12 protein-coding genes, 3 tRNA genes and 1 pseudogene are annotated in these 17,435 nt (G+C 28.5%); 8 read left to right on the top strand and 8 right to left on the bottom strand.

All coding sequences use genetic code 11. The annotated features are described in order from the left end of the window. Position 1 precedes the first annotated feature (1 nt). Positions 2-964: a DHH family phosphoesterase gene (locus QIA21_RS03720; RefSeq protein WP_301393176.1), complete on the top strand. Its 963-nt coding sequence runs from the start codon at positions 2-4 to the stop codon at positions 962-964. Here QIA21_RS03720 and QIA21_RS03725 read toward each other — a convergent pair. Beyond that, entirely contained in the window at positions 942-2,537 is a 1,596-nt protein-coding gene (locus tag QIA21_RS03725) for a glycoside hydrolase family 3 N-terminal domain-containing protein (RefSeq protein ID WP_301393380.1), read from the bottom strand. The two genes, QIA21_RS03720 and QIA21_RS03725, sit on opposite strands and share 23 nt — an antisense overlap. A 211-nt stretch (positions 2,538-2,748) precedes the next feature. On the opposite strand from QIA21_RS03725, the gene QIA21_RS03730 reads away from it, so the two are divergent. Continuing rightward, positions 2,749-2,822: transfer RNA gene (locus QIA21_RS03730), tRNA-Met, on the top strand. A 13-nt stretch (positions 2,823-2,835) separates the two neighbouring features. Beyond that, positions 2,836-3,390: a DJ-1 family glyoxalase III gene (locus QIA21_RS03735; protein WP_301393177.1), complete on the top strand. Its 555-nt coding sequence runs from the start codon at positions 2,836-2,838 to the stop codon at positions 3,388-3,390. A gap of 54 nt (positions 3,391-3,444) precedes the next feature. Here QIA21_RS03735 and QIA21_RS03740 read toward each other — a convergent pair whose 3' ends face one another. Both QIA21_RS03740 and mfd read right to left on the bottom strand, forming a co-directional pair. After that, entirely contained in the window at positions 3,445-4,662 is a 1,218-nt protein-coding gene (locus tag QIA21_RS03740; protein WP_301393178.1) for an acetate kinase, read from the bottom strand. 23 nt (positions 4,663-4,685) lie between these two features. Next, positions 4,686-8,060: a transcription-repair coupling factor gene (mfd, locus tag QIA21_RS03745; RefSeq protein WP_301393179.1), complete on the bottom strand. Its 3,375-nt coding sequence runs from the start codon at positions 8,058-8,060 to the stop codon at positions 4,686-4,688. Between the two features lie 96 nt (positions 8,061-8,156). Between mfd and QIA21_RS03750 the strand changes: the two genes are divergently transcribed. The 3 genes from QIA21_RS03750 (at position 8,157) to QIA21_RS03760 (ending at position 11,295) form a co-directional block, all read left to right on the top strand. After that, positions 8,157-9,119: a hypothetical protein gene (locus QIA21_RS03750; RefSeq protein ID WP_301393180.1), complete on the top strand. Its 963-nt coding sequence runs from the start codon at positions 8,157-8,159 to the stop codon at positions 9,117-9,119. Beyond that, positions 9,079-11,181, top strand: a complete 2,103-nt coding sequence (locus QIA21_RS03755; protein WP_301393181.1) for a LysM peptidoglycan-binding domain-containing protein — start codon at positions 9,079-9,081, stop codon at positions 11,179-11,181. The genes QIA21_RS03750 and QIA21_RS03755 overlap by 41 nt, the downstream gene beginning before the upstream one ends. Before the next feature lie 42 nt (positions 11,182-11,223). Continuing rightward, positions 11,224-11,295 (top strand) — tRNA-Asn (locus tag QIA21_RS03760). Here QIA21_RS03760 and rnmV read toward each other — a convergent pair. Together rnmV and QIA21_RS03770 are read right to left on the bottom strand one after the other, a co-directional pair. Further along, positions 11,277-11,823 (bottom strand): annotated as a pseudogene (rnmV, locus tag QIA21_RS03765) (ribonuclease M5). The gene QIA21_RS03760 and the pseudogene rnmV overlap by 19 nt on opposite strands. Positions 11,824-11,825: 2 nt before the next feature. Beyond that, positions 11,826-13,097 (bottom strand): M18 family aminopeptidase, encoded by a 1,272-nt coding sequence (locus tag QIA21_RS03770; protein WP_301393382.1) that lies wholly within the window; start codon positions 13,095-13,097, stop codon positions 11,826-11,828. Positions 13,098-13,181: 84 nt separating this feature from the next. On the opposite strand from QIA21_RS03770, the gene QIA21_RS03775 reads away from it, so the two are divergent. Beyond that, complete coding sequence (locus QIA21_RS03775) at positions 13,182-13,907, top strand: hypothetical protein (protein WP_301393182.1); 726 nt, start codon at positions 13,182-13,184, stop codon at positions 13,905-13,907. A gap of 24 nt (positions 13,908-13,931) precedes the next feature. Here the strand turns inward: QIA21_RS03775 and QIA21_RS03780 are convergent, their stop codons facing one another. Next, entirely contained in the window at positions 13,932-15,788 is a 1,857-nt protein-coding gene (locus tag QIA21_RS03780; RefSeq protein WP_301393183.1) for a fructose-specific PTS transporter subunit EIIC, read from the bottom strand. An 89-nt stretch (positions 15,789-15,877) separates the two neighbouring features. Between QIA21_RS03780 and pfkB the strand changes: the two genes are divergently transcribed. Beyond that, entirely contained in the window at positions 15,878-16,801 is a 924-nt protein-coding gene (gene pfkB / locus QIA21_RS03785) for a 1-phosphofructokinase (RefSeq protein ID WP_301393184.1), read from the top strand. A 69-nt stretch (positions 16,802-16,870) separates the two neighbouring features. Here pfkB and QIA21_RS03790 read toward each other — a convergent pair whose 3' ends face one another. After that, entirely contained in the window at positions 16,871-17,188 is a 318-nt protein-coding gene (locus QIA21_RS03790) for a hypothetical protein (RefSeq protein ID WP_301393185.1), read from the bottom strand. Between the two features lie 145 nt (positions 17,189-17,333). Beyond that, positions 17,334-17,407, bottom strand: a tRNA-Asp gene (locus QIA21_RS03795). Between the last annotated feature and the right edge of the window lie 28 nt (positions 17,408-17,435).

Below are 17,435 nucleotides of genomic sequence, written 5' to 3' on the forward strand. Positions count from 1 at the left end.
TATGAGAGATGTTATTAATTTTATTAAAAACTATGATAATTTTATTATTATCGGACACAAAGATCCCGATTTTGATTGCATAGGTTCGTCTTTAGCTTTATCGTCTTTTCTCTCAAGAATTGGTAAAAATTCTGTTTTGTTAAATGAAGGTCCTTTTGTTAGAAAAGAAATAATTCCTTTTAGGAATAAATTTTTATCTGAATGGCCTAATATTGAGCTTTCAGATTATTCAGTTATTATTTTGGATTGCTCAATTTTAGATAGGATAGGTGATGAATTTGCATTTTACGTAAAGGATATGCCTATTTTAGTAATTGATCATCATATGTCTGGTGAAAAATTAAAATGTATAGGCTATATTGATCCTTTTGCGCCTTCTACTACTTTTTTAATTGAAAAATTGATCAGAGAGTTTGGATATGATCTTACAAAAGAAGAAGCTTGGTATATTTTGGTAGGATTTTGTACTGATACTGGTTTTTTTAAATTTATTTCAAGAAGTGATCCAGAGCCTTTTGAAATGGTTGCAAGACTGGTTTCAAAAGGAATAAGCCTTAAAGAAGTTCACAGCTATATAGAAACAACCAAAAGTCTAAAATCAATAGAAATTCTCAAGTTAATGTTAAACAGTCTTGAATCTTATTGGAATGGAAAGGTTTTGTTTACATCTTTATTTTCTTCTAGTTTTGGCAAAGATAGTGGCGTTACTGGAGTTAATGAACTTTTTTATATGATTTTAAGCAATGTTGAGAATAATGAAATTTTAGGTATTTTAAAGGAAATGGAGGACGGTTCGATTACAGTTGGCTTGAGATCTAAAGATTCTTTTAATGTTGGAAAATTGGCAGAAGATTTTGGGGGCGGGGGACATAAAAATGCTAGTGGGTTTAGAATTAAACAAGGTTCTCTAGAGATTGTAAAAAATCGAATGCTAGCATACATTAAGGATAATATTTATTTATAATATTTCTTAAAGGGATAGTTCCTTTTGGATCAAAATCCTTAGTGAGTGTTAAAAATCCGGATTTAAATGCCAGAGGTGTTGTTCCGTAAATAATTACTATGTTTTTTATCCAATTTAATTTTTTGATATGTTGAGGAGTAAGAGATACGATTACGCTTATTTTATCTTTATATTCTTCCAAATTTTCTAAATATTTTAAGCTTCCAGGTGTTGATAAATTAAAGATGACTTGTTCAAATTTTTTAATTAAATTTTTAATTTCGTCGAGTTTTTGGGAATTAATTCCGTTTAAGGGATAATAGTCGTAATAATAAGCATGTGTATTTTGAAATATTTTTTTGCCTTCTATAATCATTTTGTAGTAAGGAGATATTATAAGGGTTTTTTTAGTTTTAGATATTTCTTTTTCTATTCTTACTTTTGTAATACCCCTTAATGTGTTTTGTTCAAAAAATTTTTCACCTTCTTTTGAATATATTTTCTCATCTTTATTGAAATTAGGATAAAGGTCGGATTTGTTTTTATTTTCTTTCAAGTAGGTCAATTTTATTCTTAATATTCTTTTATTAGATTCAATAATATTGTTTTTTATTTCTAAATCTTTTTTCATTAAATTTAGTAGCATGTTGTAAGCATTTTTTTGTATCTTTTCATTTAAAGATATTAAAAAAATGTCACTTTTGGTTCTAACTATTCTTTCAATTGTATTATAAATGCTCTCATTATTGTATTTTGCTGCATTCATTAAGAGATCATCAGTAATTATTATGTTATTATATTTCAATTTATTTCTCAGTATGTCTTTAATTATTTTTGTTGAGGATGATGCAGGAATATTTTCTCCATTTGTAAGCTTTGGATATGCTAGATGGCCTGTCATTATTACCGGAATGTTTTCTTGGATTAATATTTTATACGGCAAAAGTTCATTTAAGTTTATTTCTAGTAAATTAGAATTTATTATTGGAATATTTATATGGGAATCAAGATCGGTGTTGCCATGTCCTGGGAAATGCTTTGCAGTAGAAATTATTCCTCCTTGTTTTTGACCTTTGTAAAGAGCTAGAGAAAGAAGTGATACTATTCTAGGGTTATCTGAATATGTTCTTGGTCCTATTGTGAAATTATTTTCGTCACTATATATATCTACTATAGGTGCAAAATTTAAATTTATTCCAAGCCTACTTAACTCTTGTGCTATGTAATACCCTGTATTATAAGAATCTTCTGGAGACAGAGATGCTGCAATTCCAAGATTACCAATTGTTTCTGATGTATTTGATTTTACATGTTGTGCCAATCCCCCTTCTTGATCTGTTGCTACAAATAAAGGAATTTTAAATTTATTGTTTTGAGATATTTTTTGAGCTTTATTAATACTTTCTGTTAAGTTTTTTAAATTTTTTGCGTTCCATCCAAAAATTTTAATTCCCCCAAGGTTTTTTTTACTTATGAAATCAAGAACAAAATTTGTTATTGATTGATCTGGATAACTTATCATGAACATTTGTCCTAGTAGCTCATGGTCTTGCATTTTGCTTACCATTTCATTTATTAGTTTTTCTCTTTCCATAGTATCCCAAAAATCAATGGGAAAGCAGTTTTGAGCTATAAAAAGAACAATAAGATAAAAATTTCTTTTCATTTAACCATACAAATAATAAATGCTAATATTAGTATCTATGTTTATTAGCAAATCATTTTGTATTATACTTTATAACAACGCTTTTGAATAATAACGTTGACAAAGTATTATTGAATTTATACACTTAATAAAAGTTTAAGCTGATGTAGCTCAGTTGGTTAGAGCACTCGGCTCATATCCGAGTTGTCGTGGGTTCAAGTCCCTCCATCAGCATTAGGGGTTGTAAATGGTAGTGGGAATTATCCTTGCAAATGGCTTTGAAGATATTGAGGCTATAATTCCGATTGATATTTTAAGACGGGGTAATGTTAATATTCAGGTTGTCAGCATAAATGATAGCAATTCTGTAACAAGTTCAAGAGGTGTTTCTTTTTTAGCAGATGATGTAATATCAAACTGTAAAGAGAATTGTTTCGATCTAATAATTCTTCCGGGAGGCATGCCTGGAGCTACTAATCTTTTTAATTCGAAAGAATTGGATTTGATTTTAAAAGATATGAATGCCAGAGGTAAATTTATTGCAGCTATTTGTGCTTCTCCAGTAGTAGTGCTTGCTGCTAAAGGTCTTTTAGGATGTAGTAAGTTTACGTGTTATCCAGGTTTGGAAAAAAATGTGTTTGATGGCGAGTTTTTAGATGAGAATGTTGTTAGAAGTAATAATTTTATTACTTCTAAAGGAGTTGGAACTTCATTTGAATTTGCTTTTACTCTTCTTGAAATAGTAAAAGGAAGGCAAGTAATGGAAAATGTTAAAAAAGCAACCTTACTTTATGATAGTTGAATATAAAAAAATGATTATAATAAATAAATCAAATTTAGGTTTTAAGGTTGAAAATTACAAGTTTTTTGGAATTAAATTATAAATGTCTTCAAGAATGCTTGATTCTTCGTTTGTTGGTATTGTTAGTATTTTTACTTTGCTCTTAATGGTTGATATTTCAGATTCTAAGTTTTTATTTTGGGCCATTTTATTTTTTTCAAGGTCTAACTTTATTCCAATTTTTTCAAACCCTTTTAGTGCAAGTTCTCTTACTTCATAGTCAACAATGCCAATCCCACCTGTGAAAATTATTGCATCAACGTTAAAATCAAGAATGGCAATGTAAGATCCAATATATTTTTTTATTCTGTATGTCATTATTTCTACTGCAAGTTTTGATTGATATTCTCCTTTTTTAATTTTGTTCCAAATGTCTCTCATGTCATTTGATTTTTCAGAAATTCCTAGTATACCGCTTTCTTTATTTAATATTTCTTCAATTTGTTTAGTGTTTTTATTTAATAAACGGCTCATCAAATTAATAATTGATGGATCTATATCGCCACTTCTTGTTCCCATCACAAGGCCTTCAAGTGGAGTAATTCCCATGCTTGTGTCATAAGATTTTCCATCTTTAACGGCATTAATGCTTGCTCCATTTCCAAGATGTAATATTATTAAATTTAGATTATCTATTTTTTTATTTAAAATTTCCGATGATCTTTTTGTTATGTACGAATAAGAGAGTCCGTGAAAGCCATATTTTCTAATATTGTATTTTTTATACCAAGAATATGGGATTGCATAAAGAAAAGCGTGTTCTTTAATAGTTTGGTGCCATGATGTATCGAAACATAAAACTTGTTTTGTGTGTGGTAGAATTTTAAGTATTGTTTCTATTGTAGCAATTGCATTTGGGTTGTGAAGTGGAGCAAGTTCAGAAATTTGTTTTAATTTGCTTAAAATGCTAGTTTTAAGAATTACTGAATTTTTAAAACTAGATCCCCCATGCACAACTCGATGTCCTATTATTTTAATCTCACTGATAGTTTCGAGGATTTTTAAATTGCTATTTAACAATAATTTAAACATTTTTTTTATTGCTTTTTGGTGATTTTCAATTCCTTTCTCAAATCTTTCTGTTATTGATCCGTCAGTATTTATAATCTTTACGATTGATTTTTGTGATTTTATTTTTTCAATAATTCCAGTTATTAATTTTTTTGAATTTTCGTATTGATAAATAGTAAATTTTAACGAAGAACTTCCTGTGTTTATGATTAATATTTTCATTTCTTCCTTTTATGCTTGACAAACTATGTATTTGTTTTTAGTAAGTTAATATTTTCATATATATAATTCATTTTTTCAGATTTTTCAATATTTTTAAAGCTTAAGAATATTGATTTTTGATACGATGGATTCAATATTAATAAATTAGGATGCTTTTGGAGTATTTCTATTATTTTTTTCATGGGAATGCTTTCTATATCTTTATATTCTATTTCCAAAGTCTTGTTTGTTTCTTTTAGTTTTGTTATGTTTAACTTTTTTGCTAAAATCTTAAGTTCAGCTAACATCAATAGACTATTTATTTCTTTAGGTATTGGGCCAAAGTTGTCGTGAATTTCTGATCTTATCTTTTTACTTTCTTCTTCATTTTGAATTTCAAAGATTTTTTTGTAGATTAGTATTTTAGTCTGTTCATTTTTTGCATAATTGTCAGGAATAAATCCATTATAGTTAATTTCAATATTAACTTCGTCTTCTGATGAGATTTTTCCCATTTTCTTTTCAATTGCTTTGTTTAACATTGTTAGATAACAATCCAATCCGATCGATTCAATTTCTCCATGTTGTTCTCTACCAAGCAAATTCCCAACACCCCTTATTTCCATATCTTTCATTGCTATTTTAAATCCTGATCCTAGATCTGAAAATTCGGTTATTGCTCTTAGTCTTTCAATAGAGCGTTCATTTAGCTTTTCGCTATCTTGGTACAAAAAATAAGCATAAGCTTTTTTTGATCCTCTTCCAACTCTTCCTTTTAGTTGATATAACTGTGAAAGTCCAAACTTGTTTGCATTGTTAATTATTATTGTATTTGCATTTGGAATGTCTATTCCATTTTCAATTATTGTTGTTGCCAATAAAATTTGATACGCTTTTTCAATAAAATTGTGCATTATATTTTCAATCTCGTCTCCTGTAAGTTTTCCATGAATTATTGCAATCCTTGCATAAGGAGTTAATTTTTCAATTAGCGTTTTTAAATAATGCAGTTCTTCAATATTATGGTTTACCAAAAAAACTTGACCATCTCGAGATAGTTCGCTTTCAATAGCATGTTTTATTAAAAGTTCACTAAACGGTTCTAAATAAGCTTCTATTTTTACTCTGTTTTTAGGAGGAATTTTTAAGACTGAAATATCTCTTAGTTTAATTAGTGACATGTGAAGAGATCTGGGAATTGGTGTTGCAGAAAGAGTAAGACAATCAACTGAAATTCTTATTTCTTTAAGTTTTTCTTTTTCCTTTACACCAAATCTTTGCTCTTCATCAATTATTATTAATCCTAAATTTTTACAGGTGAATTTTTTTGAAAGAATTTTGTGTGTTCCTATTATTATGTCAATTTCTCCGCTTTTCAATTCTTTTAAAATCCGTTTTTCTGTGTTATTTCTTATAAATCTGCTTAATACTTCTATTTTGATTGGAAAATTTTTGAATCTTTTTTTGAATGTATTGAAATGCTGTTCTGCTAAGATAGTTGTTGGTGAGAGTACAATGACTTGTTTGTTTCCCATTATAGCTTTAAACGCAGCTCTCATTGCGACTTCAGTTTTTCCAAATCCAACGTCTCCACAAAGAAGGCGATCCATCACTTTGAAACTCATCATGTCTTTTTTGATTTCTTTTATTGCTGTTATTTGATCTGGAGTTTCATCGTATGGAAATTCAGATTCAAATAATAATTGTAATTCGCTATCTTTTGGATATTTAATACCTTGAATGCTTTCTCTTTTTGAATAAAGTTCTATTAGTCTATCTGCAATCTCTTCGATTCTTTTTTTTGCATTTGCTTTATTTTTTATCCATGTTTTAGAACTAATTTTATCCAATTTAATATTTTTAGGATCACCCCCAATGTATTTTTGGATTAAATTTGTTTGTTCAATTGGAATAAATAGTTTTTCTCCTTCAGCATATTCGATCTCAATATAATCCTTTTCAAGAGAACTTGTTTTTATTCTCTTAATTTGCCTAAATATGCCAATCCCATGGTTTATGTGGACTACATGTCTATTTTTCTCAATCTCAATAAAAGAGTCAATAGCTTTTGTTTTTGAAGATTCAAATGTTTTATTTATTTTTTGTCCTGTATCAAAGATATTTGATTCAAGAATAATGGCAATTTTTTCTTTTTCTATTATCAAAGAGCTAGATATTTTTAAAACCTCAATTGATACTTTCGGTAATTCTTTGAAAATGTATTTAAGTTTCTCTTTTTGTGATTCAGATTCTGCTGCAATAATGATTTTAAATCCATTTTTTAGCCAGGTTTTGAGCTCTTCTTTTGTAAGTATAATATTTGAAAAAAAGCTTTTCTTGCTTTCAATTTTAAATTCTACAATTTCTTTGGATTTAGAACTTTTAATTTCTGAAAATAAAACATTACTTTTTATATTAAAGGTTTTAGAATTTAAGAAAATTCTTTTTGGATCAATTGTATTTTTGCCAGCTTCTCTTGCTTCTTTATAAAGCTTTTCATATTCTTGGTGTATTTTTTCAATTTCTTTTTCGAAATTGTTAATTTCAAAGTTTACAATAGGTGTGTGTTTTTCAATCTCATCACTTAAGTAAGTATTTGCTACTAGTGGATAAAACATTTCTTCTATTTTTGTTTCTTTTTTAAAATTCAATTCTTCAAGAATCTTTTTATATTCGACGGATTTAATTTTTGTTTTTAGGTTATTAATGGCTTCATCATTCCAAATGATTTCTTTTTTTGGAAGAATTTGTAATTCTAAAATTTCATTGTTTTGTTCTAATTGGGTTAAAGGATCGAATTTTTTTATTTTTTCTATTTTGTCAAAGTTTAGTAAAATTTTTACCGGACTTTCTTCTTCAAAAGGGTATAAATTTATAATTTCTCCTTTTATTGTAAATTCTCCTGGAATTGTTACTCTGAGTGTTTTCTCATATCCCAATGTTATTAGAGTTTTTTCAATGTCTGCTTTATTAATTTTAGTATTTTTTTCAATTTTACATATATTCTTTAGTAGTGTATTTTTATTGGGTATTTTACTGAGCAATGATTTTAAGACTGTAATGTATATTCCAGGATTTTTTTTATAAAAATTGATCAAGAATTTGATTCTTTTGTTAAAGACTGTAGTTTCTGAGCCAATGCCCTTGTATACAAGGGGACTAAAATAGTTAAGCTCAAAGATTTGATTTGTAATTACTTTTAAATCATTTTTGATTTTATCTAATGTATGTTCGTCTTTAACTATTAATATTATTTTTCCAGTTTTGCTATATTCTTTGATTTTTTTAATTAAAAAAGCTTTGAAAAATCCTTCATACCCTGCTAATGAAAAAAATGTATTTTTTTCTAAAAATTCTTTAATTTTTTTTAAATTGGAATTATTTTTTAATATTGTTGTTAGTTCTTTATCTATATTCATTTTTTACCTTTTTGTTTAATTAATTTAGTATAATAATATACTATAGGTATTATTACTTTCTTTATATATAATGTGGTTAGGTTTTGAGGGGAACTTATGAAAGTTAGAAAATTTCTTTTTTGTATCTTTTTTACGAGTATTTCTTTTGTTTTGTTTGCGGAAGATTATAAGGGCCTTGATTTTAAAATCAAGTTTTTTAATCAATCTATTTACAGTGTCAACAGTAATGTTTTTATTGAAGTTTCTCTTAGTAATGCATCTGACAGTGTTTTAACTTTAGAAATAGGTGATATTAATTCTTTTGGCTTTGATTTTGATGTTACTGATACCACCAATATTAAAGTTAAAAGACCTATTGAATATGTTAAAAAGAGATCTAAAAATGTTGCTATTCCTGTTAGAAATATGAGCTTGAGACCTAATGAAAAATTTTCTGTAGTTATTAACTTAAATCAATTTGTTAAGTTTAGTAAAGATGGAGTTTATTTTGTTAAGGGCATTTTTTTCCCAGACATTTCAGATCCATCTAAGAAAAAAGAATCCAATATTATTATGCTTTTTTTAAATGATAGTTTTGATGAAAATCCAGCTGGTATAGATCTTGTTAATTTGTCTGAAAATAAGGATATTCAAGATATCTTGAAAAAGAAAAAACTGTCTCCCGACGAGATTGTTGAATATTTATTAAAGGCATTGCAGCTTGGAAAAAAAGAAAAATTTTTTTTATATCTTGATATTGAAGGCTTGTTATTAAATGACAAAGGCAAAGCGTATCTTTATAAGCAAAAGTTGTCATCTGTTCCCAATAAAAATGTAGTTGAAGAGTATAAGGAATATTTATGGAATTCTAGTAATTCAGATATTTCAAAAGTACCAAATGAATTTTCTATTATTGAGACAACCTATTCTGATACTGCTGGTAAAGTGATTGCTGATTTATATTTTGACGATGGGCATTTTTATATTTCCAAAAGATATACTTTTTTCTTTAAAAAATATGATTATTATTGGATAATTTATGACTACATTGTTCAAAATACTGGCATTAAGGAAAAGTAAAACTTTTTGTGTTTTTCAAATTATAGAACTTATTATTTTATTTTATTTTGTGATAATAAGTCCTGATAATCTTAATGCTGATTTTGAGCATAAGGTTGTCAAAGGAGATACTCTCTTTTCAATTGCAATTAAGTATAAAGCTAGAGTAAACGATCTTAAAAGGATTAATAAGCTTAGTGTTGACAATATTAGGGTAGGTCAAATATTGATTATTCCAAGTGATTCTAATTCTAATTTAGATCAAAATATTACTCATAAGGTTAATCATTCTCTTAATTCTTTAGAATCTGTCGATAAGGGAGTAATTTTTTACACTGCAAAAGAGGGCGACACTATTGAGAGTGTCTCAAAGCTTGTTGGACGAAGTAAGGAAGAGATAATAGCTTGGAATGATTTGCGCTCTAAAGATCTTAAAGTTGGAATAAAGCTTGTATTAAGTGAGCCTGATTTTTTAAAGCCCTATGTAGTTAAAAAGGGCGATTCGCTTTCAAAACTTTCTCAGGATTTTGATATTAGTTCTAAGGATATTTTAAAATTTAATTTTCTCAATGATGATAAATTAAAGATTGGGCAACAGCTTTTTTTAAAGAAAGCCACTGAGAATGTTAATTTTCATTATGTTAAAAAAGGAGAAACTCTTGGTAGAATAGCTTATATTTATGGTGTTACTGCTAAAGATCTTGTAACTCTTAATGGTAATCGGGCTGTTAATCTTAAAGCAGGTTCACTGTTAAATGTTTTAAAGATCTTAAATAATGATTTAGAAAAGCCTATTAAGGGAGATTTAAAAATTGATAAAAAAACAAATAATCAGTTTATCTATCATTCAGTCGCTGTAGGAGAGACTTTATATAGCATTGCAAGACATTATGGTGTTTTGATTGAGGATCTTAAAAATTGGAATAATTTAAATAGTAACAGTATTATGCACGATCAAAAATTGAAAATTTTTGATAAAAAGCTTTCAATTGATTCTTCTATAATTAAATCTAAAAACGATTTATATACTAAAAACAAGGTTGATTCTAGCTCTAATTCTTCTGATAAAGTTCAAACAATAGTTAATCTTCCTTCAAATAAAAACAAAAAGCTTAATTTAAATACTTTTGGAATTACTGTCAATCAAGGTCTTTTTGATATTAGCTCTTTGGTTATTTTAGACTCTAAAATACCAATATTTGAGGTTGTTGGTGATTTTTATTATTGGTATAGACCAAGAAAGATAAGTCAACCAAGTGAGTTTTATTCAGAAGATTGGCATTCTCCTTTAAATTCTTATAAAAAGGCGACTCAACTTTTCAAAAGTTTTGAGAAGTTGGTGAATTCTAGGTTTAATAAAGGATCAAGACTTAAAGATAAATTAATAATTCTTGATCCTGGTCACGGGGGTCTTGATCCTGGAGCTATTGTTAAGTCTAGAGATGGTCTTGGAAACGAAGTTTTTGTTGTTGAAGATGAATATGTTTATGATATTGCTTTAAGGCTTTATGTATATCTTAAAGAGGAAGGGGCCAATGTTGAACTTACCGTTTTAGCCCCTGATCATTTAATTAGGAATAGTGTTTTTGCTAATAATACTTTTGTTAATGTAAAAAATGAGGTTTACAATGATTATGACTTAAATAAAAATGATACGGTTGATTCCTGGATAAGCGGTACTCCATCGGGCCTTAAAAAAAGATTGATTGTTGTTAAAAACATTGTTAGTAAATATAAAAATATTAAAGATAAGGATATAGCTTTTTTTAGTTTGCATGCGGATAATAGTGTTGGAGCGCCTAAGAGCATGGGTTTTTATTATCAAAAAGATGACGATAAAAAATATGATATTCATTCAAAGTCTGTAGCAGAAAAAATTACAGAAGGAATGAAAAGAAGTTTTTACATTAAGGGTCAAAATCTTCATGTTTTAAGGAACAATATAGTAATGACTAAGCTTTTAATAGAGGTTAGAAATTTGGCATTTCCAGAGGAAGCTTGGTCTATTAGATCTTCTAAGCTTAGAGATCAAGATTCCAAAATTCTTGCTAATGGGATTTTAAAAATATTGGAAAATAATTGACAAAAATTTTTAAATTTAAGATAATATTTTTAGTGTTCAATTTCCCCTATAGCTCAGTGGTAGAGCGGGTGGCTGTTAACCACTAGGTCGGAGGTTCAAGTCCTTCTGGGGGAGTTAATTAAAGGTTAATTGTTTTTCTAGTTCTCTTTTTGTTATTTTAAAGTAATTAAGCCTTTCTAGTAGTTTTTTGTTGTTTCCATGTCCCAAGCAAAGATGTTTTTGTATTATGTGTTTATTTTTTTTTGAGTTTTCTCCTACTATGCCAAGTTCTAGCAAATCGCTTAATGTTAATAAATCTTTTTGATTATCTCTAGATAAAGTTCCGACTTCTTTGAGTATTTTTATTATTTCTGTTTTATTTGCCGATTCAACTTCGGTATCTTTAGTATTAAGATAAGCATGTTTGATTTTGTTATTTTTTCCTAGATGTTTGACTATTTTCTGTCTAATAATATTTCCAGATTTATCGCTGTCTGTTAAGATTATTATTCCTTTGTATTTTAAAGCTTTTTTTAGTAATTTAATAGTTTCGATTTTTAAAGCAAATCCTTTTGTTTCTATTACTGTGCAGTCGAAAGATTCTTTTATTCTTTTAAGATCATCTTTTCCCTCAACCACAATTATTTCTTTTATTTTTTCCAATTTTAAATTCCTTTTTCAAAGAAAGCTCTTAGCAATTTAATTGCTTCTATATGGTCAACTATTGATACTGTTTCTCGCAGGGAGTGCATTGCCCACATTGGTGTTCCAATGTCAATAGTTTCTATTCCTGTTCTTGCATTTGAGATTGGACCAATTGTTGTGCCTGAAGGAACATTCGCTTTCATTATTATTTCTTGAATTTTAATATTATTTTTAATAGCCAAATTTTTTAATTTTGCAAATCCCGTTGAAGTTGTTGCGTATTTGAAATTGGCACTATTTTTTACAACTATGCCTCTACTTAGAGTTGCTTGATAGTTTGGATCATGTTTAAATGTATATCCTGGGTGAATGCCGTGAACGCTGTCAATCGATATATTAAATGATTTGTTTGTTTTTATTAAATGCTCTTCTCTGGTTAAGTTAAGAGCAATATCGATTCTTTCTAAAACTTCTGATAAAAAATTGGAATCAGCGCCTCTTGATGTTAAAGATCCTACTTCTTCGTTATCAAAAAATACAGCTATTTTATTGTTATTATTACTTGTATGAATATAAGAGTTCATGATTGCATGGCATCCCGATTTGTTATCAAGATTTTTGGAAGCCAAAAATTCTCCTTCAGTTCCTATTATCTTAGAAGGTTGTGATTCTGTGAATATTAGATCGCAAGATAGAAAATTTTCATATTCTATTCCAAGTTGTTCTAAAATATTATCTTTTATTGTTTTTTTGGTGCTGTTAATTACTGTTAAATTGTCATGGGTATTATATCCAAATCCTTCGTTAATTTGTCGGTTTAAATGGATTGCAAGGTTTGGAATAATTCCTATGTTTTCAATATTGATTAGTTTTGAATTAATATTTTCATTTTTTTTGAAATATACAATTCCTGCTAAGCTTAAGTCTCTGTCAATCCAGGTAGAAATTATTGGGCTACCATAAACTTCAATATGGTTGTAGAATACGCCACTTGTTTTTTTTGTTGCATCTATTTTTAATTTTAATCCTGGACTGTCCGTATGTGCTGTTGCTATTAAAAACGGTTCATATTTTTTTTCAACATCAATATTAAAGGCAATAAGGCTGGTTCCTTCTTTTTTTATGTAGTACGATCCCGTTTCAATTTTCCATTTTTCATCAAGTTTTAATTGCTGTGCATTAAAATAATTTATTAATTTCTCTTCAATGTAGTTTATTAGGTGATAAGGGGTAGGACTATTGTCTAGTAGACTTTGAAATAATTTTGGTTCTAGTGTTTTATCATGCACCATAGGCATTCTCCTTTAATTTTATTGCTTTATAATTATATATTCTATTATAATAGTTTTTAACTGTATATTAGTTAGGAGTTTGTTATGAGAAAGTGTTTTGTCAGCTTGAGTTTATTGTTTATTTTTTTCGCTTGTAGTTCTAATGTTGAAATTGAATTAAAAGATGATATTAGTGGCATTGTTTCAGTATTTATCAATGTTAATAGAGAATTTGAAAAAATTAGAAGAGAGCTCCTAATGACTTTGGTGGGGGGAGAAGTTGCAAATATGTCTCTTTTTCCTGTAGATGAAATAAAAAAATACTTTGAAAATGGAGGAGAAAAACTCGGACTTAATCTTTTGAGTATTAAAACCCAAGGAGATTCTATTAATTTGGTTGTTAAGTTTGATAATTTAATTAAAATTTTAGGCGATTATATGGAAAAATCTGATATGCCTGTGTTTAAGATAGAAAAAAAAGATGGTAAAAATATTATTGAACTTAATATTAATTTGGAAAATGCTACTAAGAATATTAATGAAAATAAAGAATATATTAGCGATGCGCTTGCTGCGCTTTTGCCATCAGATGAGATTCCAATGTCTGCTAAAGAATATAAAGATGTTTTGGTTTATTTTTTATCGGATTTTACTTCCAAGGCAAATGAACTTATTGATAATTCAAAGCTTGATCTTATAGTTAAGACTTCTAGAAATGTTCAAGAACAATTTGGATTCAAGCAGATTAACTCAAATACACTAAGGTTTGAGATTGACATGGTTAAAGGATTGAGTCTTGAAACGCCAATAAAGCTTAGATTAGTTTATTGATAAAAATTCAAGAATTAAACTTAATCATTTATATTCTTTTTTTAAAATTCCTATTAAAACAGCTGTTATAATTGATCCTGTTAAAATAGATATTATCCATATTAATGGGTTTGCTACTATTGGCAGAATAAATATTCCGCCGTGCGGTGCTATAACTTCTACTTTGAAAAGTGCAGAAATAAATCCTCCTACAGATGAGCCTAGTATGCATGCAGGTATTACTCTTAAAGGATCTGACGCTGCGAATGGGATTACCCCTTCTGTAATAAAGCATGCTCCTAGAAAATAACAAACTTTTCCGGATTCTCTTTCTTCTTTTGAAAACCTGTTTTTAAATAAACTTGTAGCAAGGGCAATTCCTATAGGAGGTACCATTCCTCCCGCCATTATGCTTGCATGGGGAATATAATTTTTTGCAGTTATCATTGCAATTCCAAATGCATATGCAGCTTTGTTTACAGGTCCTCCCATATCTATTGCCATCATTCCTCCAAGCAAAGCACCAAGTATTGCCATATTAGTTCCGCTAAGTTGATTTAGTATGCCTGTTATTGATTCATTAATGAATGATATTGGGCTAAGCATTATATATGTTAAAATTCCTGAAATTATAACTGATAAAAAAGGATAAGTTAGTACTGGATTTATTCCTCTTAGATTGCTAGGAATGATTTTGTCAGATATTTTTTTTACAATTAGTGTAACGTATCCTGAAATAAATCCAGCTAAGATACCTCCCAGAAATCCCGCATTTCCATTGCTCATCATTAATCCTGTAATCATTCCAGGTGCAAGTCCCGGTCTTTCTGCTATGCTAAATGAAATATAGCCAGCAAGTATTGGAATCATTAAAGCAAATGCGCTTCCACCTCCGATTTGCATCAGAATATCTGCTATTTTGTTGTAGCTTGGGTCGTTTATATCAAATGCTTTGATTCCAAACATAAATGATATTGCTATTATTATTCCTCCTGATACTACAAATGGAAGCATAAATGATACTCCATTCATTAGGTGTTTATAAATTCCTATTTTTTGGTTGTGTTTGTATTTTTCGGTGATTGTGTTTGTGTTGCTTTTATTGTAAATTTGTGCTTCGTTTTTAAGAATTGTTTGAATAAGCTCTTTTGCTTTGTGTATGCCGTCTTTTACACCCACTTCGATTAAAGGTTTTCCGCTAAATCTTTCCTTGTTGATAGTCTTGCCAGATGCAATAATGATTCCTTTCGCATTTTTTATTTCTTCTTCCGTTATTGGGTTTTCAGTTCCACTAGATCCATTTGTTTCTACTTTTATATTTATGTTTAATTCTAATGCTGCTTTTTTTAGGCTTTCTGCTGCCATATAAGTATGAGCTATTCCCACAGGACATGCTGTTACGGCAAGAATGAAATCTTTTTTTGTATTTAAATTATTAGATTCTTTTACATTGTCATTACTCATAAGTATTTCTAAAAATCTATCTGTATTATTTGTACTCATAAGTTCATGTCTTAATAAGTTGTTGCTAAAAGTATTGCTTAGATATGATATAGCTTTTATGTGTGCATTGCTAGGAGTTTCTTCGGGTAGAGCCATCATGAAAAACAGTTTTGAAAGTTTTTGATCAGAAGAATTAAAGTCAAATCCATCACTATTAACTCTTAAAATAGCAATTCCATGTTTTTTAATGAAATTGCCTTTTGCATGTGGCATGGCTATATGCTCTTCAATGCCTGTTCCGTTAATTTCTTCTCTTTTTTTAATTTCTTTTATGAATGTTTCCATATCATTTAAGTATCCATTTTCATTGAGCATATTAGCCATTTTTCTAATTACATCTTCTTTGCTAATTGCATTGTAATTTAAAACAATCAAGTTTTTTGAAAATAAGTTTTGCATAATAATCACCTTTATATATTATATAGTATATATATATATATTAAATTTTACATTTATTTAATTGATTTTATCAATTAAAGGAGATTATTTTGATATGTACTCTAACGCTTAATCCTTCTGTGGATTATAAAATAGTTTTAAAAGAATTTCAGGAAGAAAGTCTTAATTATGCTTTGAATAACAATTTCTTTGCTGGTGGTAAAGGAATAAATGTAAGCACTGTTCTTAAAAATTTGGGAAAGCCCAGTATGGCCCTTGGATTTTTAGGAGGTTTTACAGGTGATTATATAAGATTCTCTCTTGATTCTAAGGGTATAAAAAACGATTTTATTAAAATAAAATATGATACAAGATTAAATATTAAAATGATAGCAAATGGAAGAGAAACAGAAATTAATGCCAATTCTCCAGATATTTCTGAGGATGAATTTGAACTTTTAAAAGATAAGATTAAAAGTTTGACAAATAATAGTATATTGGTGATGTCGGGAAGCGTTCCTGCATCTATTGGCGATAATGCATACAATGAAATATCTAATAGCATTTCTAATGATGTTAAGCTTGTCATTGATACTAGTGGCAAACCTTTAAAAAAAATTCTTAGATTAAATCCTTTTTTAATAAAGCCTAATATTTATGAACTTGAGGATCTTTTTAATGCTAAATTTAATTCTACAAAAGAATTGATTAAAATTGGGAAAAATCTTGTAGAAAATGGAGTTCAAAATATTATAATTTCCATGGGAAGTGACGGAGCTATTTTTATTGGTAGTAAAAATGTTGCTTTTAGGGCCTTTGTTCCAAAGATTAACTCTGTTAGTACTATTGGGGCAGGGGACTCTGTAATTGCAGGATTTGTGTATGCTTTTGATAATGGGAATACTTTAGAAGATTCATTCAAATTTGGCGTTGCAGCCGGTACAGCTACGGCATTAAAAGGCAATCTTTGTGAATTTCAAGATGTTGAAAAGATGCTTTGTGAGATTAGAGTCGAGGAAATTTGTACTTCTTGATCAAATAGAGTTGAAGATTTGACTTTGTAACTTTACTGTAGCTTTTTAAAGCTACAGTATTTAGGTTGCTTAAATTTTTAATTTTGATTTATATAATTTATGTGTTGCTAGGGCTAATCCTGCAATCGCTAACAATGCAATTGTAGTTATGTTGCTTATAAACGATTCTGTTGTATTTGATTGAGTGATTTTTGCAGCTATTTCTGTAGTTTTTTCATCGCAAACACAGTTAACATATCCACATATTGGACAGATTTCTTCTACTCCAAATTGGCTTAAGTTTTCATTTGAAAGCATATTTTCTTTTGTTATTGTGTTGACTTGTGCGAAAACAGATGTTGAAATCAATAGCAAAGTAGTGAAAAATAAGCATTTTTTTAGATTCATTGTACCTTCTCCTTTTAGGTTTATTTTTTTGAATTATTTAAATTACAGCTTTTTAAATTAAATAATTGTAATTTTTATTATTCAAAACCTGATAGAGTGGCAATAGATCCTCTAATGAAAATTGTTGACTAATAAAAGTTGTCAACGGGAGCGACGGGTCTCGAACCCGCGACCTCCTGCGTGACAGGCAGGCGTTCTAACCATCTGAACTACGCCCCCAAGGTCATTCTTTTTAAGAATTATAGTA

It is taken from the genome of Borreliella japonica (genome assembly GCF_030438115.2).
GTDB classification, from domain to species: domain Bacteria; phylum Spirochaetota; class Spirochaetia; order Borreliales; family Borreliaceae; genus Borreliella; species Borreliella japonica.